Annotated in this window: 21 protein-coding genes; 15 read left to right on the top strand and 6 right to left on the bottom strand. The window is 70.9% G+C overall.

Translation table 11 applies throughout. The features are described from left to right. The first annotated feature begins 7 nt into the window (after nt 1–7). The 7 genes from dapB to AMO33_RS00110 all read left to right on the top strand — a co-directional run bounded on the left by dapB (nt 8) and on the right by AMO33_RS00110 (nt 6,118). Complete coding sequence (gene dapB, locus AMO33_RS00080; protein ID WP_060589687.1) at nt 8–754, top strand: 4-hydroxy-tetrahydrodipicolinate reductase; 747 nt, start codon at nt 8–10, stop codon at nt 752–754. Further along, entirely contained in the window at nt 751–1,248 is a 498-nt protein-coding gene (locus AMO33_RS00085; protein WP_060589689.1) for a hypothetical protein, read from the top strand. Before dapB ends, AMO33_RS00085 begins: the two co-directional genes overlap by 4 nt. A gap of 4 nt (nt 1,249–1,252) precedes the next feature. Further along, the gene (locus AMO33_RS00090) at nt 1,253–1,708 is read left to right on the top strand and encodes a flavodoxin family protein (RefSeq protein WP_060589691.1); all 456 of its coding nucleotides are present in this window, start codon (nt 1,253–1,255) and stop codon (nt 1,706–1,708) included. A gap of 104 nt (nt 1,709–1,812) precedes the next feature. Next, nucleotides 1,813–2,493 carry a response regulator transcription factor gene (locus AMO33_RS00095; RefSeq protein WP_229434762.1) on the top strand — a complete coding sequence of 227 codons (681 nt, stop codon included), beginning with the start codon at nt 1,813–1,815 and terminating at the stop codon, nt 2,491–2,493. After that, complete coding sequence (locus tag AMO33_RS00100; protein WP_060589693.1) at nt 2,490–3,728, top strand: ATP-binding protein; 1,239 nt, start codon at nt 2,490–2,492, stop codon at nt 3,726–3,728. Before AMO33_RS00095 ends, AMO33_RS00100 begins: the two co-directional genes overlap by 4 nt. Next, a complete protein-coding gene (locus AMO33_RS00105; RefSeq protein WP_060589695.1) occupies nt 3,725–4,735 on the top strand; it encodes a hypothetical protein in 1,011 nt (336 codons plus the stop codon). Before AMO33_RS00100 ends, AMO33_RS00105 begins: the two co-directional genes overlap by 4 nt. 123 nt (nt 4,736–4,858) lie before the next feature. Then, nucleotides 4,859–6,118, top strand: coding sequence for a winged helix-turn-helix domain-containing protein (locus AMO33_RS00110; RefSeq protein ID WP_060589696.1), 1,260 nt, complete (start codon nt 4,859–4,861; stop codon nt 6,116–6,118). Here AMO33_RS00110 and AMO33_RS00115 read toward each other — a convergent pair. Continuing rightward, complete coding sequence (locus AMO33_RS00115; RefSeq protein WP_011210403.1) at nt 6,064–6,537, bottom strand: toxin-antitoxin system HicB family antitoxin; 474 nt, start codon at nt 6,535–6,537, stop codon at nt 6,064–6,066. The genes AMO33_RS00110 and AMO33_RS00115 overlap by 55 nt on opposite strands. A 148-nt stretch (nt 6,538–6,685) precedes the next feature. On the opposite strand from AMO33_RS00115, the gene dapA reads away from it, so the two are divergent. Both dapA and AMO33_RS00125 read left to right on the top strand, forming a co-directional pair. Next, nucleotides 6,686–7,594 (top strand): 4-hydroxy-tetrahydrodipicolinate synthase, encoded by a 909-nt coding sequence (gene dapA, locus AMO33_RS00120; RefSeq protein ID WP_011210402.1) that lies wholly within the window; start codon nt 6,686–6,688, stop codon nt 7,592–7,594. Then, nucleotides 7,591–9,672 (top strand): ribonuclease J, encoded by a 2,082-nt coding sequence (locus tag AMO33_RS00125; RefSeq protein ID WP_011210401.1) that lies wholly within the window; start codon nt 7,591–7,593, stop codon nt 9,670–9,672. Before dapA ends, AMO33_RS00125 begins: the two co-directional genes overlap by 4 nt. 81 nt (nt 9,673–9,753) lie before the next feature. On the opposite strand, the gene AMO33_RS00130 is transcribed toward AMO33_RS00125, so the two are convergent. Further along, entirely contained in the window at nt 9,754–10,311 is a 558-nt protein-coding gene (locus AMO33_RS00130; protein WP_011210400.1) for a hypothetical protein, read from the bottom strand. Between the two features lie 71 nt (nt 10,312–10,382). Beyond that, on the bottom strand, nt 10,383–10,751 hold the full coding sequence (locus AMO33_RS00135; protein ID WP_041560269.1) for a DUF4189 domain-containing protein: 369 nt from the start codon (nt 10,749–10,751) through the stop codon (nt 10,383–10,385). Nucleotides 10,752–10,895: 144 nt separating this feature from the next. Here AMO33_RS00135 and AMO33_RS00140 point away from each other — a divergent pair, with 144 nt between their 5' ends. Both AMO33_RS00140 and AMO33_RS00145 read left to right on the top strand, forming a co-directional pair. Further along, nucleotides 10,896–11,519 (top strand): TIGR03085 family metal-binding protein, encoded by a 624-nt coding sequence (locus tag AMO33_RS00140; RefSeq protein ID WP_011210398.1) that lies wholly within the window; start codon nt 10,896–10,898, stop codon nt 11,517–11,519. 117 nt (nt 11,520–11,636) lie between these two features. After that, the gene (locus tag AMO33_RS00145) at nt 11,637–14,228 is read left to right on the top strand and encodes a DNA translocase FtsK (RefSeq protein WP_060589698.1); all 2,592 of its coding nucleotides are present in this window, start codon (nt 11,637–11,639) and stop codon (nt 14,226–14,228) included. Between the two features lie 4 nt (nt 14,229–14,232). On the opposite strand, the gene AMO33_RS00150 is transcribed toward AMO33_RS00145, so the two are convergent. Then, complete coding sequence (locus AMO33_RS00150) at nt 14,233–14,907, bottom strand: GAP family protein (RefSeq protein ID WP_060593209.1); 675 nt, start codon at nt 14,905–14,907, stop codon at nt 14,233–14,235. 82 nt (nt 14,908–14,989) lie between these two features. Beyond that, nucleotides 14,990–16,285, bottom strand: a complete 1,296-nt coding sequence (locus AMO33_RS00155) for a DUF1254 domain-containing protein (protein ID WP_082668534.1) — start codon at nt 16,283–16,285, stop codon at nt 14,990–14,992. Nucleotides 16,286–16,330: 45 nt separating this feature from the next. Here AMO33_RS00155 and AMO33_RS00160 point away from each other — a divergent pair, with 45 nt between their 5' ends. Both AMO33_RS00160 and AMO33_RS00165 read left to right on the top strand, forming a co-directional pair. Further along, a complete protein-coding gene (locus AMO33_RS00160; RefSeq protein ID WP_240327351.1) occupies nt 16,331–16,753 on the top strand; it encodes a YidH family protein in 423 nt (140 codons plus the stop codon). 107 nt (nt 16,754–16,860) lie between these two features. Further along, a complete protein-coding gene (locus tag AMO33_RS00165) occupies nt 16,861–17,130 on the top strand; it encodes a hypothetical protein (RefSeq protein WP_240327353.1) in 270 nt (89 codons plus the stop codon). A 6-nt stretch (nt 17,131–17,136) separates the two neighbouring features. On the opposite strand, the gene AMO33_RS00170 is transcribed toward AMO33_RS00165, so the two are convergent. Next, nucleotides 17,137–18,177, bottom strand: a complete 1,041-nt coding sequence (locus AMO33_RS00170; RefSeq protein WP_060589703.1) for an ABC transporter substrate-binding protein — start codon at nt 18,175–18,177, stop codon at nt 17,137–17,139. A gap of 174 nt (nt 18,178–18,351) precedes the next feature. Here AMO33_RS00170 and AMO33_RS00175 point away from each other — a divergent pair, with 174 nt between their 5' ends. Further along, on the top strand, nt 18,352–19,770 hold the full coding sequence (locus AMO33_RS00175) for a DUF1254 domain-containing protein (RefSeq protein WP_082668535.1): 1,419 nt from the start codon (nt 18,352–18,354) through the stop codon (nt 19,768–19,770). Nucleotides 19,771–19,809: 39 nt separating this feature from the next. Next, nucleotides 19,810–20,772: an aminoglycoside phosphotransferase family protein gene (locus AMO33_RS00180; protein WP_060589706.1), complete on the top strand. Its 963-nt coding sequence runs from the start codon at nt 19,810–19,812 to the stop codon at nt 20,770–20,772. The last annotated feature ends 61 nt before the right edge of the window (nt 20,773–20,833 follow it).

Genomic DNA, 20,833 nt, shown 5'->3' on the forward strand with positions numbered 1-20,833 from the left:
AGGTGCGGTGACCATTCGGGTCGGAGTGCTGGGAGCACGCGGGAAAGTCGGCCAGGCGATCTGCGCGGCGGCGCGGGCCGCGGACGACCTGGAGCTGGTCGCCGAGGTCGACAAGGGCGACGCCCTGGAGACCTTCACCGAGACGGGCACCGAGGTCGTCGTCGACTTCACCCACCCCGACGTGGTGATGGGCAACCTGAAGTTCCTGGTCGAGCACGGCATCCACGCCGTCGTCGGCACCACCGGCTTCGACGCCGCGCGGCTGGACGAGGTGCGCGGCTGGTTGGCGGCGAGCCCCGCGACCGGTGTGCTGATCGCGCCGAACTTCGCCATCGGCGCGGTGCTGTCGATGCGGTTCGCCGAGCAGGCCGCCCGGTTCTTCGAGTCGGTCGAGGTCATCGAACTGCATCACCCGAACAAGGCCGACGCCCCCTCCGGCACCGCCTACCGCACCGCCGGGCTCATCGCCGAGGCCAGGAACCGCGCCGGAGTCGGCCGCAGCCCCGACGCCACCAGCACCGAACTCGACGGCGCCCGCGGCGCCGACGTCGACGGGGTGCGGGTGCACTCGGTGCGGCTGGCCGGGCTGGTCGCCCACCAGGAGGTGCTGTTCGGCACCCAGGGGGAGACGCTGACCATCCGCCACGACTCCATCGACCGGTCCTCCTTCGCGCCCGGCGTGCTGCTCGGCGTGCGCGAGATCGGCAAGCGGCCCGGGCTCACCGTCGGACTCGACCCGTTCCTGGACCTGTGAGCACCGCGGCCGGACCCGGCGACGGCCGCGCGGTGGCCCGCATCGTCGTGTTCATCGCGGCGCTGGTGCTGGTGCTCGGCTTCTACTTCCTGTGGCTCGGGCGCATCGCGATCGGCCTGCTCACCTCCGGAAAGGGCGCGGGCATCGCCATCGGGATCGGGGTCCTGCTGTTGCCCATCGTCGGCCTGTGGGTGGTCGTCGCCTCGGTGCGCGCCGCGCTGGCACACCAGCACCTGGCCCGCCGCATCCACGAGGAAGGCATGGAACTCGACGTCTCCGAGCTGCCGCGCCGCCCCTCCGGCCGCATCGAACGCGCCGCCGCCGACGAACTGTTCCTGCGGGTGCAGCAGGAATGGGAAGCCGACCCCGACAACTGGCGCGTCTCCTACCGCCTGGCCAGGGCCTACGACTACGCGGGCGACCGCACCCGCGCCCGCGAGACGATGCGGCGCGCGGTCGCCCTGGAACGTCTGGAACGCGAACAGAAGGGCTGACCCGATGGCGCGGCTGCTGATCGTCCACCACACCCCGTCCCCGCACTGCCAGGCCATGTTCGAGGCCGTGGTGTCCGGCGCCACCGACCCGGAGATCGAGGGCGTGGAAGTGGTCCGCCGCCCCGCCCTGTCGGTGTCCCCGACCGACGTGCTGGAAGCCGACGGATACGTGCTCGGCACCCCCGCCAACCTCGGCTACATGAGCGGCGCCCTCAAACACGCCTTCGACACCGTCTACTACCCGTGCCTCGACGCGACCCGCGGCCGTCCGTTCGGGCTGTACCTGCACGGCAACGAGGGCACCGAGGGCGCGGAGAAAGGTGTCACCTCGATCACCACCGGGCTCGGGTGGGTGAAGGCAGCCGAGTACGTGGTGGTCTCGGGCAAGCCGTCCAAGGACGATCTCGAAGCGTGCTGGGAACTCGGCGCGACGCTGGCGGCGCAGCTCATGGGGGAGTAGGTCGACGCATCACCTCCTCGCTGAACAGATTCGTTCGTGAACGGTCATACTGCAACACGACGCCGGTTTCGATCGATGTCGCTCAGTGTGGTGACGATGGGAGTGTGTCGGTGAATGCTGGTGAGGTGACGCGGCGGCGGATCGCGTTGGTCGAGGATCACGAGTCGGTGGCGATCGGGTTGGCGGCGATGCTGGCCGCGGAGCCGGATCTGGAGTTGGTGCACACCGCGCGCACCGTGGCCGAACTGCTCGACGCCGTCGGCCCGTCGCCCGATCTGGATCTGTGCGTGCTGGACCTGCGGCTGGCGGATTCCTCGCTGCCCGAGGACAACGTGCGCGCGCTGCGCGAGCGCGGGGTGGAGGTGCTGGTGTTCACCGGCGCCGAGAACGCCTATCTGGTCCGATCGGCCGCCCGCGCGGGCGTGCTCGGGGTGTTGCGCAAATCCGAGAGCGTGGCGACCGTCGTGGCGGCGGTGCGCCGGGCCGCGTCGGGGGAGCAGGTGGTGACCACCGACTGGGCGGCCGCCATCGACGGTGATCCGGAGTTGTCCGGCGTCGGGCTCAGCCCGCGGCAGGAGGAAGTGCTCACGCTGTACGCCTCGGGGGAGAAGGCGTCCAGGGTGGCGCGGCTGACCGGCCTGTCCGAGCAGACGGTGAACGACTACCTCGGGCGCATCCGCCAGAAATACGCCGACGCGGGCAGGCCTGCGCCCACCAAGACGGACCTCTACAAGCGCGCGGTCGAGGACGGCTGGCTGCCGGTGCCCGAACGCGCGCGCGGATGATCGCCACCGTCGCGGATCGCGTCCCGGCGCGGCCCGCCGGCCCGCCCCGGACCGGCGAGGCCGCCGCGGACCGGATCACGCGGCGGCTGGCCCTGGCCGTCGGCTTGGCGGGCACCATCGCCGCGGTACTGGACTTCCCGGAACTGCTCGAACATCGGGAGGTCGCACCGGACTGGACGGCGGCGGCCGCGGTGCTGGCCTTCGTGCTGTTCCCGGTGCTGGCCGCGGTCTCGATCGGCACGAACGTGCGGGTGGTGCGGCAGGTCGCCGGTGCACTGGCGACCTGCTACCTGGTGGCCGCGGCGGCGGTGTCGTTCGCCTACGTCGAGCCGGAGCCCGAGCACACCGCCAGCTGGATGTTCCGGGTGTTCTCGCTGGGCGTGCTCGCGGCTTCGCTGGCCTGGCGGCCGCCGGTGTCGATCGCCTATCTGCTCGGCGGCAACGTGCTGCTCGCGGTGGGCAACCTCGCGGTGGTCGGGGACATGTCCGCGCTGTGGTATCTCGGGCTGCTGGCCCGCTCGACGGGCCTGTGCTCGCTGTTCCTGTGGTGCTCGATCTACGCGCAGGCCGGTGCGGCCCGGGTCGACCGGGAGACCGCCGAGGCGAGCGCGCGTGCCGCCCGGGCGGCGGGGGCGGCGGCCCGCGACCGGGAACGTGCCCGGTTCGCCGCGTTGATCCACGACGCCGTGCTCTCGACCCTGCTGGACGCTTCCCGCGCGGGCACGAGTTCGCCGGTGCTGCGCGAGCAGGCCGCCCGCACCCTCGCCCAGCTCGACGAGTTGCGGGTCGGCAGTGGCGGTTCCGAGCGCTTCGACGCCGATGCCGTCGCGGGTTTCCTGACCACGGCGGTGCGGGAGGTCGATCCGGGCATCGGGGTGCTCGTGCGCAGGCCACCCGGCAGCGCAGCGCTGCGCATGCCCGTGGACGCGGCGGGCACGATGGCCGCCGCGGCCGCCGAGGCGGTGCGCAACAGCGTGCGGCACGCCGGGGCCGGGGATCGGCCGGTGCACCGCGGGGTCACCGTGGAACTCGGCCCGGCCGCGGCCCGGCTGGTCCTGCGGGACGACGGCGCGGGCTTCGACCCCGCCAAGGTGCCCGCCGACCGGCTCGGCGTCGCGGTGAGCATCCTGGGCCGGATGCGCAGCCTGCCCGGCGGAGACGCCGAGCTGGCCTCGCGCCCCGGCCAGGGAACGACGGTGACGCTGTCCTGGCACGACCCGGAGCAGACGCGATGAACGCGGGCGCGGACACGGGACTGCGGGAACTGCTCGGCCTGCACGGCCGCAGCGCCTGGTACTTCCTGGCCATCCTGCAGGCCACGCTGGGGCTGTACAGCGTGCACAACTTCGGCACCGTCCGTCCGCTGCCCACGCTGGTCGCATTGGTGCTCATCGCCGCGGCGGGCGCCGTCGTGGTCCTGGTCGAGGACGAGCCGCTGCCGTGGCGCGCGACCTGGTTCGTGCTGGTCGCCGCGATCGCCGCGACCACGCTGACCCGGCTGTTCCCACGCCCGGACCGCGAGGTCACTCCCGCGACCGTGTTCGCCGCCTCCTATGTGCTGGCCATGCTGGTGCTGCGCGGTCGCCTCGGTGCGGCGTGGGGCGGGGTGGCGGGCCTGGCGCTGGCGGTCGCGGCCGCCGATCTCGCCGGGGTCGAGAGCGTGTTCTCCGCGGCCGACGTGCCGACGCTGACGGTGGCCGCGGTGACGGTCGGGGTGGCGGTGATGCGCCCCACCCAGCGTTCGCTGCGGGTGCTGCGCGAGGAGGCGACCATGCGCGCCGCCGCGGAGGCCACCATGGCCGCCGAGAACGCCGAGCGCGACCGTCAGCTCGCCGAACTGGACGAGAAAGCCCGTCCGATGCTCGAGCGCATCGCCGCGGGCGCCGACCTGGACGCCGCCGAGCGCGAGCAGTGCCGACTGCTCGAAGCCGGGTTGCGCGACCGGTTGCGGGCACCGCAATTGGTCACCGAGGAGCTGTCGGCCGCGGCCTGGCAGGCGCGGGCGCGGGGCGCCGACGTGGTGCTGCTCGACGACGGCGGTTTCACCGGCGTCCCGGCGACCGTCCGCGACCAGGTGATCCGGACGGCGGTCGAGGAACTGAACACGGTCGACGCCGCCGCCGTGACCGTCCGCGTGCTGCCGCCGGGCCGCCGCGCCCTGGCGACGATCCTGGTGGACGGCCCCACGGCCAGCAGGCGCACCGAGATCGACCCGACCGGCAGGATCACGGTCACCGCCTGAGCGGGTCAGCGGCCGGAGGCGTGCGGAGCGTGGCCGTGGAGGCCGCCGCGCTCAGGCGAATTCGGACTGAGCCTGAGCGGGTCGGCGGCCGGTGGTGTCGGTGCCGCATGGCACAGTGCGGGTATGCGGAGGATGAGTGCGGCCGCGGCCCGGCGCACGGCGTTGGCGGCGCAGGGGTTCGGCAGGCGGCGGGGTGGCACGCCGACGCGGCGCACGGTGCTCGATGTCCTCGGCAGAACTCAACTGCTGCAATTGGATTCGGTGTCGGCGGTGGTGCGGGCCCATTACGCGCCGGTGTTCAGCCGGATCGGCGGCTACGACCGGGGGTTGCTCGACGAGGCCGCGTGGAGTCATTCGGCGCGCAAGCCGCGGCGGCTGGTCGAGTACTGGGCGCACGAGGCGGCGCTGATCCCGGTCGCGGACTGGCCGCTGATGCGGTGGCGGATGGAGAAGTACCGGCACGGCCGCTGGGCGGGCATGCGGCGGGCGCTCGAACGCAACCCCACCCTCGGCAACGACATCCTCGACGTGATCCGCGAGGCGGGCGCCTGCACCGCGGGCGAGGTGGAGCGCCATCTGGAGCTGGATCGTCCGCGCCCCAAGGGGTCCTGGTGGAATCTCAGCGACACCAAGCTCGTCTGCGAGCAGCTCTTCGCCGCCGGTGAGCTGTCCGTCGACCGCCGCGTCGGCTTCAGCCGGTACTACGACCTCGCCGAACGGGTGGTACCGCCGGAGGTGTCGGCTCGCTCGGTGCCGCAGGACGAGGCCGTGCGGGAGCTGATTCTCCGGTCCGCGACCGCCCTCGGCGTCGCCACCGAGACCGACCTGCGCGACTACTACCGGCTGCACCGCTCGCAGAGCGCACCGGCGATCGCGGATCTGGTGGACGCGGGTGAGCTCGAGCCGGTGACGGTGACCGGCTGGGACAAGCCCGCCTATCTGCGCGCCGGTGCGGTGACGCCGCGGAAGGTCGAGGGCGCCGCCCTGCTGTGTCCGTTCGACCCGCTGATCTTCTTCCGGCCGCGCACCGAGCGGGTCTTCGACTTCCATTACCGCATCGAGATCTACACGCCCGAACCCCAACGGGTGTACGGCTATTACGTTTTCCCGTTCCTGCTGGACGATCAGCTCGTGGGCCGGGTCGATCTGCGCGCCGAGCGGGCGGCGGGCCGGTTGCTGGTGCCCGGCGCGTTCGTGGAGCCCGGCCACGACCCGGTGCGGGTGGCCGCCGCGCTGGCCGGATCGTTGCGCGAAATGGCGGACTGGCTGGAACTCGACGACGTGGTGATCGGCGAGCGCGGCGATCTCGCCGCCGAGCTCGCCGCGGCTCAGCCTTCCCGCTCGGGGTTGTCGCGGCCCGGGGTGTCGCGCCTGGTGCCGTAGCTGCGCATCTGCTCGCGGAGCGCGCCGTCCACGGCGCGGGAGAGCCAGGAGTTCAGCGAGACGCCGCTGGCGGCGGCGGCCTCCTCGGCCTTGGCCTTCATCTGCTCGACCAGGCGCAGGGTGACCCGGCTGATGTCGCCGGTCATCTCCTCGAAGGTCGGGGGTTCGTCGGCGGCCGGATCCTTGCGCACATCGACGACGGCGTCGGTGCCGCTCATCGAGACGTGGACGGTACGGTCGCCCAGCGTCGTGCTGACCTCGGCGGCGAGGTCGGACAGCGCCGCGAGCAGCACCAGCCGGGCCGAGTTCTCGGTGGCCGCGGCCAGCGCGGCGGCGGTGGCCTGGGTCTTCTCGTCACCCAGGGCGGCCGCCGCGATCAGGTTCTCGCGCAGCTGGGCGGTGTACTTCTCCAGATTCATGACATCAGTCTGGTGTCATCGGTGACATCACACAAGGGTATTGATGATGTCATTTCGATGTCGGTCTGTCGCCGAGCGGCTCGGCGTCCGGCGTGTAGGGCGGTCACGGTGTCGAGGGCGCGCAGGGGACCGGGTAGCCTTTCTGACCATGACGAACGGTGAATCGACGCCAACGGAGCTGCGTGCGTCCGGCACGGTAGGTGTCGCGATGGTGACCCCCTTCAGTGCCGACGGCAAGCTGGATGTCGACGCCGGGGTATCGCTGGCCGCCCATCTCGTCGACCGCGGCGTCGACCTGCTCGCCATCTCCGGCACCACCGGCGAGTCGCCGACCACCACCGAGTCGGAGAAGTTCGATCTGCTGCACGCCGTCGTCGACGCCGTCGGCGACCGCGCCACCGTCATCGCGGGCGCGGGCACCTATGACACCGCCCACTCCATCGAGCTGGCCCGCAACGCCGAGCGCGCGGGCGCGCACGGCCTGCTCGTCGTCACCCCGTACTACTCCCGGCCGAGCCAGGACGGCCTCTACGCGCACTTCACCGCCGTCGCCGATGCGACCGATCTGCCGGTGACGCTCTACGACATTCCACCCAGATCGATCATTCCGATCGGCCCCGAAACCCTGCGCAGGCTCGCCGACCACCCGCGCATCGTCGCGGTGAAGGACGCCAAGGGCGACCTCAACTCCGGCGCGGACATCATCGCGCACACCAGCCTGGACTACTACTCCGGCGACGACTGCCTCAACCTGCCGTGGCTGTCCATCGGCGCGGTGGGCTTCATCAGCGTGATCGGTCACCTGGTCCCCGAGCGGCTCCGGGAGATGTACGACGCCTTCGTCGCCGGTGACGTGGTGCGCGCCCGCGAGATCAACGCGAGCCTGGTGCCCTTGAACGCCGCGATGGCCCGCCTCGGCGGCGTGTCCATGACCAAGGCCGGTTTGCGCCTGCTCGGCATCGACGTGGGCGAGCCCCGGCTGCCGCAGCTCATGCCCAACACCGCCCAACTCGATCAGCTGTCCGCGGATCTGCGGACAGCGGGGGTTCTCGTATGACCACACCGCGCCGTCCCCGCCGCACGGCGAGCCGCCCCGCGGGCGCGCCCGACCCGGCCGAACAACGCCGCGCCGCCGAAGCCGCCGCCGAGCGTGCGGAGTCGGCACGGCCCGCGGAACCGGCCGCCGAACCCGCCGCGGAACCGGCCGCCGACCGGCCCGGCGGGAGCGCCGGTGAGCCCACCGCTCCGGCGGGCACCGACCAGCCCACCGCCCCGGCCAAGGCCGAGCGGCCGGCCCGTGGCGACCGGGGCGACGCCCGTACCCAGCGTCAGGACAAGCCCGCCCGCGGCGACTCCGGTGAGGGCCGCTCCGCGGGTGGCCGCCGCTCCGGCCGTGGCGGCAGGCAGGGCCGCGGCCGCGCCGAGCAGTTGCCCGCGCAGCCGCCGGTGGTCGCGGCACAGGATCGGCTCGGCGCCCCGCCGAAGCTGCCCAAGAACGGCCTGCGGGTGTTCGCACTCGGCGGTATCGGCGAAATCGGCCGCAACATGACGGTTTTCGAGTACGGCGGCAAGCTGCTGATCGTCGACTGTGGCGTGTTGTTCCCCGAGGACCAGCAGCCCGGTGTGGACCTGATCCTGCCCGACTTCCGGCCCATCGAGGACCGGATGGACGACATCGTCGCGATCGTGCTCACCCACGGCCACGAAGACCACATCGGCGCGGTGCCGTTCCTGCTGCGCAACCGCTCCGACATTCCGGTGCTCGGCGCGAAGTTCACTCTCGCGTTGGTCGCGGCCAAGTGCCGCGAACACCGGCTGCACCCGAAGCTGATCGAGGTGACCGAGGGCGAGACCACCTCGCACGGCCCCTTCGAATGCGAGTACTTCGCCGTCAACCACTCCATCCCGGACGCGCTGGCCGTCGCCATCCGCACCCCGGCGGGCGTCGCGCTGCACACCGGTGACATCAAGCTCGACCAGCTGCCGCTGGACGGGCGCCTCACCGATCTGGCCGGGTTCTCCCGCCTGGGCGACGAAGGCGTCGACCTGTTCCTGGTCGACTCCACCAACGCCGAGGTGCCGGGCTTCGTCACCCCCGAACGCGAGATCGGCGGCGTCCTGGACACGGTGATCGGCAAGGCCCGTGGCCGGGTGATCGTGGCGTCGTTCGCCAGCCATGTGCACCGCATCCAGCAGGTCGTGGACGTGGCTCAGAAGTACGGGCGCCGGGTGTGTTTCGTGGGCCGCTCGATGGTGCGCAACATGCAGATCGCCCAGGATCTCGGGTACTTGACGGTGCCCGACGGCGTGGTCGTCGACCTCGATGTCGCCGCGACCCTGCCCGGCGACCGCCTGGTGCTGATCTCGACCGGGTCCCAGGGGGAGCCGCTGTCGGCGCTGTCGCGGATGGCGCGCGGCGACCACCGCCAGATCAACATCCGCCCCGACGACCTGGTGGTGCTGGCGTCCTCGCTGATCCCGGGCAACGAGAACTCGGTGTTCGCGGTCGTCAACGGGCTGGCACGGCTCGGCGCCTCGGTCATCACCCAGCAGAACGCCAAGGTGCACGTCTCCGGGCACGCCTCGGCGGGCGAGCTGCTCTACCTGTACAACGCGGTGCGGCCGACGAACGCGATGCCGGTGCACGGCGAGTGGCGGCACCTGCGGGCCAACGCGGCGCTGGCCGTCGCGACCGGGGTGCCCGAGGAGCGGGTGGTGCTCGCCGAGGACGGGGTGGTCGTCGACCTGGTGGACGGGATCGCCTCGATCGTGGGCCGCGTGCCGGTCGGCCACGTCTACGTCGACGGGCTCTCGGTGGGCGATGTCGGCGAGTCGACGCTGTCCGACCGCCTCGTGCTGGGCGAGGGCGGTTTCATCTCGATCACCGTCGCCATCGACGAGACGACCGGAAAGGCCGTCAGCGCACCGGAATTGAGTGGTCGCGGGTTCTCCGACGACCCGACCGCACTGGCCGAGGCCGCCGAACTCGTGGAGGCCGAACTGCTGCGTTTGGCCGGGGAAGGCATCACCGACACCCACCGCATCGCCCAGGGTGTGCGCCGCGTGGTCGGGCGCTGGGTGGCCGACACCTACCGGCGCCGTCCGATGATCGTGCCCACCGTCATCGGGGTCTGAGTCCGTTCACGCGAAGGGCCGGGAGGCAATGCCGCCCGGCCCTTCGTCACGGCCTCCCGGCCCTCTGTCACGGCTGCGGGCTCACTGGGCCTGGCAGGCCGCCGAATCGAGCTGCGCCGAACGCACGATGTTGCAGGTGAACTGGTGCGAGACCTTCCACTGGTCGTCTTCGGCGACGAACTCCACGTAGGCGTTCTCCACCGGGCGCCCGTCGATGGTGACCTCGGCGTCGGCCTTCAGCGTGCCGTTCTGCGGCTCGCCGACGTTGGTGATCTCGACGGTCACGTTGTTGCGCTTGGCGGCGTCGACCAGCTTGTCCACCAGCTGCGGGTCGCGCTCGGCGTCCTGGATCCAGCCGATCTTCTCCTCGGCCGGGACCGAGGAGTCGAAGGCGCGGGTCAGGCGGTCGTTGAGCTCGGCGGCCGTCGGCTTGGGCAGGTTCGGCGGCGTGGTCGAGGTGGGGGCCTGGCCCTCCACCGGAGCATCCTCGTTGGTGCCTGCCTCGAACTGTCCGGCCGCGGAGGTGGTCGCGGTGGTCGAGGCGGCGGTGGTGTCGCTCTCGGAGCCGCATGCTCCGAGGGTCAGGGCGAGGGCGGTCACGGCGAGGGCCAGCGACGCCCGAAAAGTACGGTTCTTCACGTGTTTCCCCTGGATGAAGTCTGTCGCGGGCCGCGGTCGCGGCCCGCGGTCGGTGAATGCGGCGGGCGGACCTACAGCGAGTAGCCCGCGGTGCACCGCCAGTCGACGACCCAGCCGCCGGACAGCCGCGACAGCGCCGCCGAGCGGGCCGCGGTGTAGCTCGATCGGGCGGCGGCGCTCCACTGCGTGTTGGAGCTGGCGAGCACGCCGCAGCCGTTCGACCAGGACACCAGCACGCGGCAGCCGGCGCCGCAGGCGTCGACGGCGGCTTGTTCGGCGTCGGAGAAGCTGCCGTAGTTGTTGGCGATGCCGTAGGCGCCGCTGCGCGAGGTGGCGATGGCGCCGTAGTAGCCGTAGGCGGCCTGCGCGGGCGCCGCAGCCCCCAGCATCGACGCGACAGCCGCCACCATCACCGCCGTGGCGGCGAAGAACTTCTTCAAGACGAATCCCCTTCGATGAATGGTCCACGACCCGATGGACGCCCTGACAAGCTACCCACCAGCACCCCAGGAAATCCAGCGCCGCGCCGGATCGCCCGGCCTCGGGGGTGTTCCCGCCGGGTCCGGATCGGCTATGTTCGGCGCGTGAGTATGGCGCAGCGCGAACGGCGGGCACTGGTCGAGGCGATGGCCGCGGCGGGGCCGGACGCGCCCACCCTGTGCGGTGCCTGGACGGTGCGGGATCTGGCCGCGCACTTGATCGTTCGCGAGCGCAGGCCGGACGCGGCGCCCGGCATCCTGCTGCGGCCCTTCGCCGGGCATCTGCGGTCGGTGCAGGAGAAGGTCGCGGCCAGGCCGTTCCCGGACCTGCTCGAGCAGATCCGCACCGGTCCGCCCTGGTGGTCCCCGCTCAAGCCGGTGGACGCGCTGGCCAATACGAGCGAGATGTTCGTCCATCACGAGGACGTGCGCCGGGCCGCGCCGGGCTGGGAGCCGCGCGAACTGCCCGCCGCCGACGAGGACCGGCTGTGGACGCTGCTGCGCCGGATGGCCCGGATGTCGTATCGCAAGGCGCCGGTACCGGTCACGCTGGCAACCCCGGACGGCCGCAGTGTCACCGTCGGTTCCGGCGCCGCCCCGGCGGTGACGCTCACGGGCACGCCCGCCGAACTGCTGCTGCACGCCTTCGGTCGCGACCAGGTGCGGCTGGAGACCGCGGGTGATCCGGCGGCGGTCCGCGCCGTCCTCGAGACCGACCGATCGGTCTGATCAGCGCCCGGACGGCGCGTTCTCCACCCGGCCGTCCCGTGATGTTCATCCCGATGAGGTGGGCGGTACTGGTGTTGCGGATGGTCTCGATGGGGCGATTGCGGCTAGCCTGGGGGCATGGCAGGTAAGTCCCGCAGCACCACGACCAGTCGGGCGCGGGCGGGATCGGCCCGGGGGCGGACGACGGCGGCACGGTCTCGCACGCCGCGCGCGAGCGGTACCCCGCGTGCGGGCGCGGCGCCCCGAGCCCGCGCCACACCGGCGCGCAAGCCCGCCCGTCGCCGGTCCGACACCGCGCCGTTGGCGGTGCTCGGCCGCGGCATCAGCGGCGGCTGGACGATGCTGGCGCGTGGTATCGGCGCCACCACCCGGACACTGAGCCGGGCCGGCGAGATCGAACACGGTCACCGCCGCGACGGCATCGCGCTGGCCCTGCTCGGCCTGAGCGGGGTGATCGCCGCGGCCGTCTGGCTCTCGGCGGGCGGGCCCATCGGACGCTGGGTGGAGGGCGTCATCCGGGCGATCTCCGGTTCCGCCTCGGCCGCACTGCCTTTCGTCGCCACCGGCATCGCGATCGTGTTGATGCGCACCGAGCCGCGCCCGGAGATCCGGCCGCGCCTGGTGCTCGGCGGCCTGCTGATCGGCTTGCCCGCCCTGGGCGTCTGGCATCTGGCCGCGGGCGCGCCGACCGATGCCGCGGGCCGCGCGCACGCGGCGGGATTCGTGGGCTACGTGCTCGGCGGCCCACTGGCCGACGGGCTCACCGCCTGGCTGGCGGTGCCGATCCTGGTGCTGGCCATCGTCTTCGGCGTCCTGCTCGTCACCGGTACCACCGTTCGCGAGGTCCCCGCCCGGCTGCGCGAGATCTTCGGCACGGCCAGCGGTGGCGACGAATACGGCGACTACGACGGCGGTTTCGACCCCATCGGCTACGACGCCGACGGTTTCCCGCTGCACCACGGCCGGTCCCGCCGCCGCGGGCGCACCCCGGAGGAGAACTACCCGCCCGACGAGTTCGCCGGGTCCGACGCCGTCACCGAGGTACTCGGCGACACGCTGCCCGGTGAGCCGCCGCTGCGCGATCCGAAGCCGATCGCCGCGAGCCCGCCCGCCGAGCCGCCCAAGCCGAAGAAGCGCCCGGCGCCGCCGGTGGCCGACCAGACCCCGCCGCCGCCCCCGGAACCGGAGTTCGTGGCCGACCGGGTGATCGAGGGCGACTACACGTTGCCGCCGATGAACCTGCTCACCGACGGCGACCCACCCAAGAAGCGCAGCGCCGCCAACGAATCTATGATCGAGGCGATCACCGAGGTGCTGGTGCAGTTCAAGATCGACGCGGCGGTCACCGGCTTCGTGCGCGGCCCGACGGTCACCCGCTACGAGGTGGAGCTCGGTCCCGGCGTGAAGGTGGAGAAGATCACCGCGCTGGCCCGCAACATCGCCTATGCGGTGGCCACCGAGAACGTGCGGTTGCTCGCGCCGATCCCCGGCAAGTCCGCGGTGGGCATCGAGGTGCCCAACGCCGATCGCGAGCTGGTGCGCCTGGCCGACGTGCTCAAGGCGCCCTCGACCCGCAACGATCACCATCCGCTGGTGATCGGCCTCGGCAAGAACATCGAGGGCGAGTTCGTCTCGGCGAACCTGGCCAAGATGCCGCACCTGCTGGTCGCCGGTTCCACCGGCTCCGGCAAGTCGAGTTTCGTGAACTCGATGCTGGTCTCGCTGCTGCAGCGGGCCACCCCCGACGAGGTGCGGATGATCCTCATCGACCCGAAGATGGTCGAGCTCACCCCCTACGAGGGCATTCCGCACCTGATCACGCCCATCATCACCCAGCCGAAGAAGGCGGCCGCCGCGCTGGCCTGGCTGGTGGAGGAGATGGAGCAGCGCTACCAGGACATGCAGGCCAACAAGGTCCGCCACATCGACGACTTCAACAAGAAGGTCAAGTCCGGCGCGATCACGGCGCCGCTGGGCAGCGAGCGCGTGTACCGGCCCTACCCCTACATTCTCGCCATCGTGGACGAGCTGGCGGACCTGATGATGACCGCGCCCCGTGACGTCGAGGACGCGATCGTGCGCATCACCCAGAAGGCGCGCGCGGCGGGCATCCACCTGGTGCTGGCCACCCAGCGCCCCTCGGTGGACGTGGTGACCGGCCTCATCAAGACGAACGTGCCCTCCCGGCTGGCGTTCGCGACCTCCTCGCTCACCGACTCGCGCGTCATCCTGGATCAGCCCGGCGCGGAGAAGCTGATCGGCATGGGCGACGGCCTGTTCCTGCCGATGGGCGCGAGCAAGCCCACCCGTCTGCAGGGCGCCTTCATCAGCGACGAGGAGATCCACGCCGTCGTCGAGTTCACCAAGAACCAGGCCGAGCCCGAGTACCAGGAGGGCGTCACCGCGGCCAAGGCGGGGGAGAAGAAGGACGTCGACCCCGACATCGGCGACGACCTCGACCTGCTGCTCCAGGCCGTGGAATTGGTGGTCACCTCGCAGTTCGGTTCCACCTCGATGCTGCAACGCAAACTGCGGGTGGGCTTCGCCAAGGCCGGCCGGCTCATGGACCTCATGGAGACCCGCGGCGTGGTCGGGCCCAGCGAGGGCTCCAAGGCGCGCGACGTGCTGGTCAAGCCGGACGAACTCGACGGGCTGCTCTACTCCATCCGCGGCGGCGGCCCCGCCGAGGGCGGCGCGGACGGCGAATAGTCGCTCACCACAGGTCCCCCGGGTGGGCCAGCGCGTCCAGCACCAGGGCGGCCCCCGCCACGGCGAACAGGACGCGCACCGACGGTGGCCCGAACCGGGTGATGCCGCGCACGATCGCGCGATACGCGCGGCGCGCGCCCACGGTGCGGCGCGTGGCCAGCACCAGGACGAGCACCGGCGGCAGCAGCGCGATCACGCCGTAGACCGGCAGGATCACCGGCCACAGCGCGGTGCCGTGCGCGGAGAGCATCGCCAGGCCCGCCAGATACGGCACCGAGGTGGCCGACTGGACGATGCCGATCGCCAGTCCCGTGGCGGCGAGAACCGCTGGGCGGCCGCGTAATTCGACCGCCCAGCGGGGCGGCGTGCGCTCGCCGGTCGACGGCAGCGCCGCCAGCACCAGCAGAATCGTCCCCGCGGCCAGCTCACCCCGGTAGCGGATGGCAGGGGTGAGCCGGAAGTCGACCAGGTCGGTGAGCCAGCCGATGCCGAGCACCGTGCAGACCCCGAACGCCACCGTCGTCACGAAAACCCCGGCGAGGAAACTCGCCCCGCCCGGCACCGGCGAGCGCCTGCGCAACCGGCTGTCGTACACCACCGCCGCCGTCACACCGACCAGCAGCAGGTCCAGCGAATCGAGAAAGGCGAACCCCGCCAGCGCGGGCAACAGCGTCAACATGGCCTGTCCGAACATACCGGTGGCGGGCGGGCGAGCTGCTGCGCCACCGATGTCCCATGTCATCGCACGGCCGTCGTGGTGGTCAGTCGCACTGTTTACGACGGACCATCGGCGGACTCCAGGTCGGGTCGAGAACTCCGTAGAGACGCATCATCAACCGGAAATCGCCGGGCGGGCAGGGGAGCCAATTCGCGTCGGGGTCGGTCGGGCGAGCGGTTTGCAGGTGGATGGTCAATGATCCGTCGGGATTCGGTCGCAGTCCCGCGGTTCGATCGCTGATGGCATAGCGGTCGATCTCGTTGTCGTAGAGCAGGCCCTTGATGTGGTAGACGGTGAGGGACCAGAAGAATGCGACGGGCGGAAACCGGTCGGCCGCGAAGGTGAGACGGTATTCGCGAGAGCCGTTGAGCTGCTCGTTTCGATCGTCCATCTCACAGATCGGGTACAGGGCTTCTTCGGCAGGGTTGATGTAGACCTGTGAATACGCGACCGCCGCGCGAAGTAGGTGGTCATCGCCGAAATCCGTACCGCGGGTGTTGATCGCCCAGCCGTTCACCGTTCGGCCGAGGGCTTTGACGTGGTGCTCGATCGCGTCGAGCCCGTCCCGGAGGCCGTGTGCGATGGCAGGCAGGAGCGTTGCATCGTCGAGCACCGCACGCAGGTCGTGTCGTGCCCGCCGGACCCAGGCGGGGATGTCGGTGTCGGGCAGGCCGGCGCAAGCGTGCTCCAGCGAGTCGAGGAAGGCGGCAGGCCGGTGCAGTTCGTCCGCGCGGTTTCGTGCCGCCACAGACTGTGGTGTCGCGGGATCGGGCCGGTGCGACCCGGTCACTTCGATGCGATCCTGCAGCCCGACGACGGTGCGCAGGTCGTGTTCGTCGCCGGGGTCGACGAGGATCCGAACCGCCACCATCACGAAGCGCGACCGGCAGGCGACGACGAGGGCGCCGGCCGGTGCGGGTGAGGGCCGGTTGTCGCGACGAATGAGGATCTCGGGTACCCGCGGCCCGTGCGTACGTCGGCCGAGCACCGCCGCAGTGGACGAATCGGCCTCGCCGATCTGGACGCTGTAGTAGCGAGTACCGAAATCCGGCAACCGCACGGTGAACGGCTCTCCGTCGAGGTCGAGGAAAGCGAGGGAGTAGAGAGTGTCCACGTTCGGAGCCACGCCGCTGCTCGAGGTCGGGTCGGCCAGTCGGCGTTGATGGCCCATCGTGTTGATAGGCGCCCCGGCCGACGTCGGCGGTCGCGGGGCGTTCGGGGTGAATGGCTGGGTGAATCGGAACCGCAGGCGCTGGGCGAAGATGCGGGGAAAACCCCAGATCTGCAGGTCGGCGGCGGTGGCACGAAGACATTGTGCACGTGTATCACCCGGTGACATCGGGCCTCCGATCCGTTGTTGAAATGAACTCAATTAGAATTGCTGGTGACGATCCGTCTGCCAGGCCATACCAGCAAGGAGGTTGCCGTGGTGGCGAACGCCCAGCCGTCGAACTCGCGCCGGTTCCCCCGTCGCGTATACAGCAGGGGCACGGAACCCGACGCGCGCTTCAGTCTGGCGAACGAGCGAACCTACCTCGCGTGGATCCGGACATCGTTGGCGCTGATGGCGGCGGGGGTGGCGCTGTACGTCTTCGATGTCGGGCGGGGATCGACGGCCGGTGCCGTGGCCGCCGCGCTCCTCGTCGGTTGCTCGGTCGTGCTGCCGATCCAGGCATGGGCCGCGTGGGCGCGCACCGAACGCAGCCTGCGCGAAGGCGCGCCCCTGCCCGCACCACACCTGGCGGCCCCGCTGGCCGTCGCCGTCGTCGCCGCGAGCGGCATGGTCCTGTGGTCGATGCTGGCATGAGGCGGCCGGCGAACTCCGCCGAGCCGGCCCCCGCTGTCGCGCTGTCCGACGGTGGCCTACAGGTCGAACGGACGGCCTTGGCTTGGCGGCGCACCGGATGCTCCCTGGTGATCTTCGTTCTGATCGGAATCCGGGTGACCGCGGCAAGAGGTGGCGCGTACGTCGCGCTGTCGCTCATCGCGCTGGGCGCGGCCACGGCCGCGATCGTCCTCGTCGGCCTGCTCCGTCCAGCGTCGCTACACCAGCGGCTGGCGGTGACCGACGACGGAGTGATCCACCTGCGCTCGGCCACCGCGGGACGCGCATTGCTCATGTCGGTGTCGGTTTCGCTACTCGGACTCGCAGCCATCGCCCTCGTCGTCGACGGCGCACCGTGATTCGGCTCAGCGCGCGAACAGTTGTTGCCACTTCTGGGCGGACTCGTTCACGTATTCGGTGGTCAGCCTCTGGGGATCGGGCGTCTGCACCTCGTGGGCGTCGGCGGTGGCGCCGGGGATGTCGGGCAGCGCGGTCGCGACGCCGATGGCCTGCGCGGTCTGTCCTTCACGGCTGACCATGAAGTCGGCCAGGAGTTGTGCCGCGTTCGGGTGCGGCGCGGTCGAGGTGATGTGGCCGTAGAACGGCGTCCCCCACGACGGCTGTGGCAGCGCCCAGTCGACGGGCGCGCCCTTCTCCTTCTCGCGGACCAGCGGTTGCACCATCGGTGAGACCGCGACCTCGCCCGAAGACAGCGCCTGGGCGACACCCAGCGCACTGGGGTAGATGCGCGGGTTGAGGTCGGCGAGACGGTCGACGTAGTCGTCGCCGAAATTCTCGCGATAGTAGTCGTAGAGATCGACGAAGGAGGCGATCCCGACGGGATTCACGATGCCGATCTTTCCGGCGAATTTCGGATCGAGGACCTCACGCGGGTCCCGCAATCCGCCCGGAACGGCGTCGGTGTTCCAGCCCATACCGAATGTCGCGGCGGTGTTCAGGAAGAACCTGTCGTGTTCGACACTTCGCTCCGGCTGATACGCCGGATCTCGGAAGCTCGGTCCGAGTAGCTGCTGGGAGTATTCTCCCGACTCGGCCGCGGCGGCGATCCAAGGGGCGTCCGTCACGACATGGACGTCTGCGATGCCGCGCCCGGTGCGGCTCTCCGCCTCGACGCGGGGGATCATGTCCACGTCGGTGCCGCGGACGAATTCCAGCGTGATCGTCGGGTATTTCGCCTGCCACGCGGCTTTCAAGCTCTCCAGGATCGCGGGATTCTGGCTGGAATACAGCAGCACGGATCCTTCTTCTTTCGCGGCGGCGATCACGTCGTCCCAACCGCCCTCCACCGGTGCGGTGGTACCGGCCGCGCCACCGCAGGCCGCGGTCGTCGCGCCGAGGATCAGGGCTGTACTCACCGCAGCCACGAATCTCCCGAACCCAGCCATGAGAATTCCTCCGTTCGCTGTACTTGAACTGATGTCAGTTCACCAGTAGCGTGGCGTGATGTCAATCACCATGCGCCTGTCCGCCGGGAGGATCGGCGGGCAGGACGGCCCGCCGAGGTGCCGGGTGGTCCTCGACGTGTGCCGCACCGGCGGATCGATCGAAAGGACACAGGAATGAGAACCACGCCGACCGGTGATCGGTCGGAAAGCGAAAGGGGATCCGCGGTGGATGTCTACGATCCGGCATCAGCCGAGCAACTGACGGCGTCGCAGCGATTCGATGTCGTCCCGTCGCAGGCCCGAGCGCGGGAGAAGCTCGCCCGGGCGCTGACCATGCAGGCCGTTGTCTACGGTTTGCCCAGCGTCTACCAATACGCGAGCATGTGTGCGCAGTGCGCACCGGCCGAGAATGGAAGTAATTGGAAACTAGGCGAATTCGCACACGGCCGGGCAATCGCCGGTCCCGGGTACCAAGCCTTTCGGGTTCCCAACGTGGACACCCTGTACTCCAATGCCTGGCTCGATCTCACCGACGGCCCCGTATGCATCGAACTCCCCGACTTCGGCGGTCGCTATTACACCCTCAACTTCCTCGACGCCTACAGCAATGCCAGCAACATCAGCGCGCGCACGCATCCGGGACTCCGCCGATTCCTGGTGGCCACGCCCGGCTGGAACGGGCCCGTTCCCGCGGGGTTCACGCTCTTTCGGGTCGCCACCCCGCTGATGTGGATACTGATGCGGATCCAGGTGTTCGACGCCGATGATCTGCCCGAGGTCCATCGGCTGCAGGATTCCGTCACGCTTCACAGGCCAGGTGACACCCGCCGCCCATGGCCTGTCGTGACGCAGGAACAGGTGGAGGTCTCCGCAGAGGCTTTCCTCACCGCCCTCGACACGTCCCTGCGGGTCAACGGCGTGCCGATCCGCGACGCCGCCTACGTCGGGCAATTCCGCACTCTGGGCGTCGGCTCGCATCGGGGCGGTCCGGTGCGCTCGGACGCGGCGATCCGGCGGGGAGCCGAGGCCGGGTTTCGCGACGCGATGGAGCTGCTGGCGCAATCTCGTCCACTCCTCGGCCGACCGATCGGCACCGGCTGGACGCAAGTGCTGGACAAAGGCGCCCACGGCGACAATTTTCTCGCCCGCGCCGTCATGAACTTCGTGGGTCTGGGAGCCAACGTCGTCGAGGAGAACTGCTCCTACAACACCTATGTCGACGCCCACGGTGCGGCTTTGGATGGATCCGCCGGTGCCACGTATCGCATCGAGATGTCCGTCCCGCCACCGGCCGAAGCGTTCTGGAGCATCACTGTCTACGAAGCCGACACCGGCTGGCTCCACGACGCGCCCGGCGCCCGGCACTCGGTCGGGACTGCGACGAACATCGCGCATCGACGCGACGATCCGTGGTTCATCACGATCGGTGCCTCCGCGCCGGCGAACTCGGATGTCTGGCTGCCGTGTCCACCGAAGCGCTTCTTCCTCGTCCTGCGCATCTACCAGCCCGGCGTCGACGCACTGACCGGTCGATGGACCCCGCCGCCTGTCCTGCCCTCCGTGGGGCCGACTTTCGCACAACGAGATCGGTGACGACGGGATGCCCGGGGCCGGACGCGGCTAGGCTGTACCGTGCGCATTTCACTCCCCACCGACGTCGCCGCCACCATCGATCGTGTCTTCGGCGCGCGCGGGGCGGCCTGGCTCGCCGGGCTCGACGACGTCGTGGCCGAGCGCTGTGCCGAATGGGAGCTGACCGTGACCGGGCCCGGGTTCGGTGGGGGGACGCACTCCTATGTGGCGCCGGTGCGGCGGGCGGACGGGTCCGACGCGGTGCTGAAGGTGCCCGTGGTGGACGAGGAGAACGTCGGTGAACCGACCGGGTTGGCTTGCTACGACGGCGACGGCGCGGTCCGGTTGTACGCCTTCGATCCCGGCACCGGTGCCATGCTGCTCGAACGGGCGCGGCCCGGCACCGAACTGCTGACCCAGCCGGGCTTCCCGAGCCTGGAGGGCAGGCCGGAGCACCGGGATCGGATCGAGCTGGCGTGCCGGCTGTACCGTCGCCTGCGCCGTCCGCCCGCCGAACTGCCCGCCGGATTCCCGCCGCTGCCCGCGGCACTCGACATGGTCGCCGGGTGGACCGCGGCGTTGCGCAGGCCGGCGGCCGGTTTCGCCGAGGTGCTCGGACCGCGGCTGCGCGCCGACGCGCTGGACTGGTGTGCGCGCCTGGCCGAACCGGACGGGCCGCTGCTGGTGGTCAACCGCGACACCCACCTGGGCAACATCGTGGCGGCCGAGCGGGAGCCGTGGCTGCTCATCGACCCGAAGTCCTACCTCGGCGAGGCCGCCTTCGACGCAGGCTTCCTGATCATGATCCAGGTGCAGAGCGCGCCCGAGCCCGCGCACGCCGCCGCGGTCGTCGCGCGCACGGCGGACTGGCTCGGCATCGATCCCGAGCGGGCCCGGGGCTGGGCCTTCCTGCGGGCGGTCGAGGAGATCGCGTGGGCGATCGAGGACGACGAGCCGGACCTGCTGCGGCTGCACCGGGCGGTGGCGCAGGCGCTGTCCGGGGGCGGCCGCGCCGCTGTGTAATCATGGCAACACACCCGCAAAGCCGACAGAACCAGACAAATCCGGCATGATGGCTGACATG

The organism is Nocardia farcinica (assembly GCF_001182745.1).
GTDB lineage: Bacteria > Actinomycetota > Actinomycetes > Mycobacteriales > Mycobacteriaceae > Nocardia > Nocardia farcinica.

Coding starts and splice junctions, on each gene's coding strand:
- AMO33_RS00090 (WP_060589691.1), top strand. CDS start 1,253: ATGGCGCGGCTGCTGATCGTCCACCACACCCCGTCCCCGCACTGCCAG.
- AMO33_RS00100 (WP_060589693.1), top strand. CDS start 2,490: ATGATCGCCACCGTCGCGGATCGCGTCCCGGCGCGGCCCGCCGGCCCG.
- AMO33_RS00105 (WP_060589695.1), top strand. CDS start 3,725: ATGAACGCGGGCGCGGACACGGGACTGCGGGAACTGCTCGGCCTGCAC.
- AMO33_RS00110 (WP_060589696.1), top strand. CDS start 4,859: ATGCGGAGGATGAGTGCGGCCGCGGCCCGGCGCACGGCGTTGGCGGCG.
- AMO33_RS00115 (WP_011210403.1), bottom strand. CDS start 6,537: ATGAATCTGGAGAAGTACACCGCCCAGCTGCGCGAGAACCTGATCGCG.
- dapA (WP_011210402.1), top strand. CDS start 6,686: ATGACGAACGGTGAATCGACGCCAACGGAGCTGCGTGCGTCCGGCACG.
- AMO33_RS00125 (WP_011210401.1), top strand. CDS start 7,591: ATGACCACACCGCGCCGTCCCCGCCGCACGGCGAGCCGCCCCGCGGGC.
- AMO33_RS00145 (WP_060589698.1), top strand. CDS start 11,637: ATGGCAGGTAAGTCCCGCAGCACCACGACCAGTCGGGCGCGGGCGGGA.
- AMO33_RS00150 (WP_060593209.1), bottom strand. CDS start 14,907: ATGTTGACGCTGTTGCCCGCGCTGGCGGGGTTCGCCTTTCTCGATTCG.
- AMO33_RS00155 (WP_082668534.1), bottom strand. CDS start 16,285: ATGTCACCGGGTGATACACGTGCACAATGTCTTCGTGCCACCGCCGCC.
- AMO33_RS00170 (WP_060589703.1), bottom strand. CDS start 18,177: ATGGCTGGGTTCGGGAGATTCGTGGCTGCGGTGAGTACAGCCCTGATC.
- AMO33_RS00175 (WP_082668535.1), top strand. CDS start 18,352: ATGAGAACCACGCCGACCGGTGATCGGTCGGAAAGCGAAAGGGGATCC.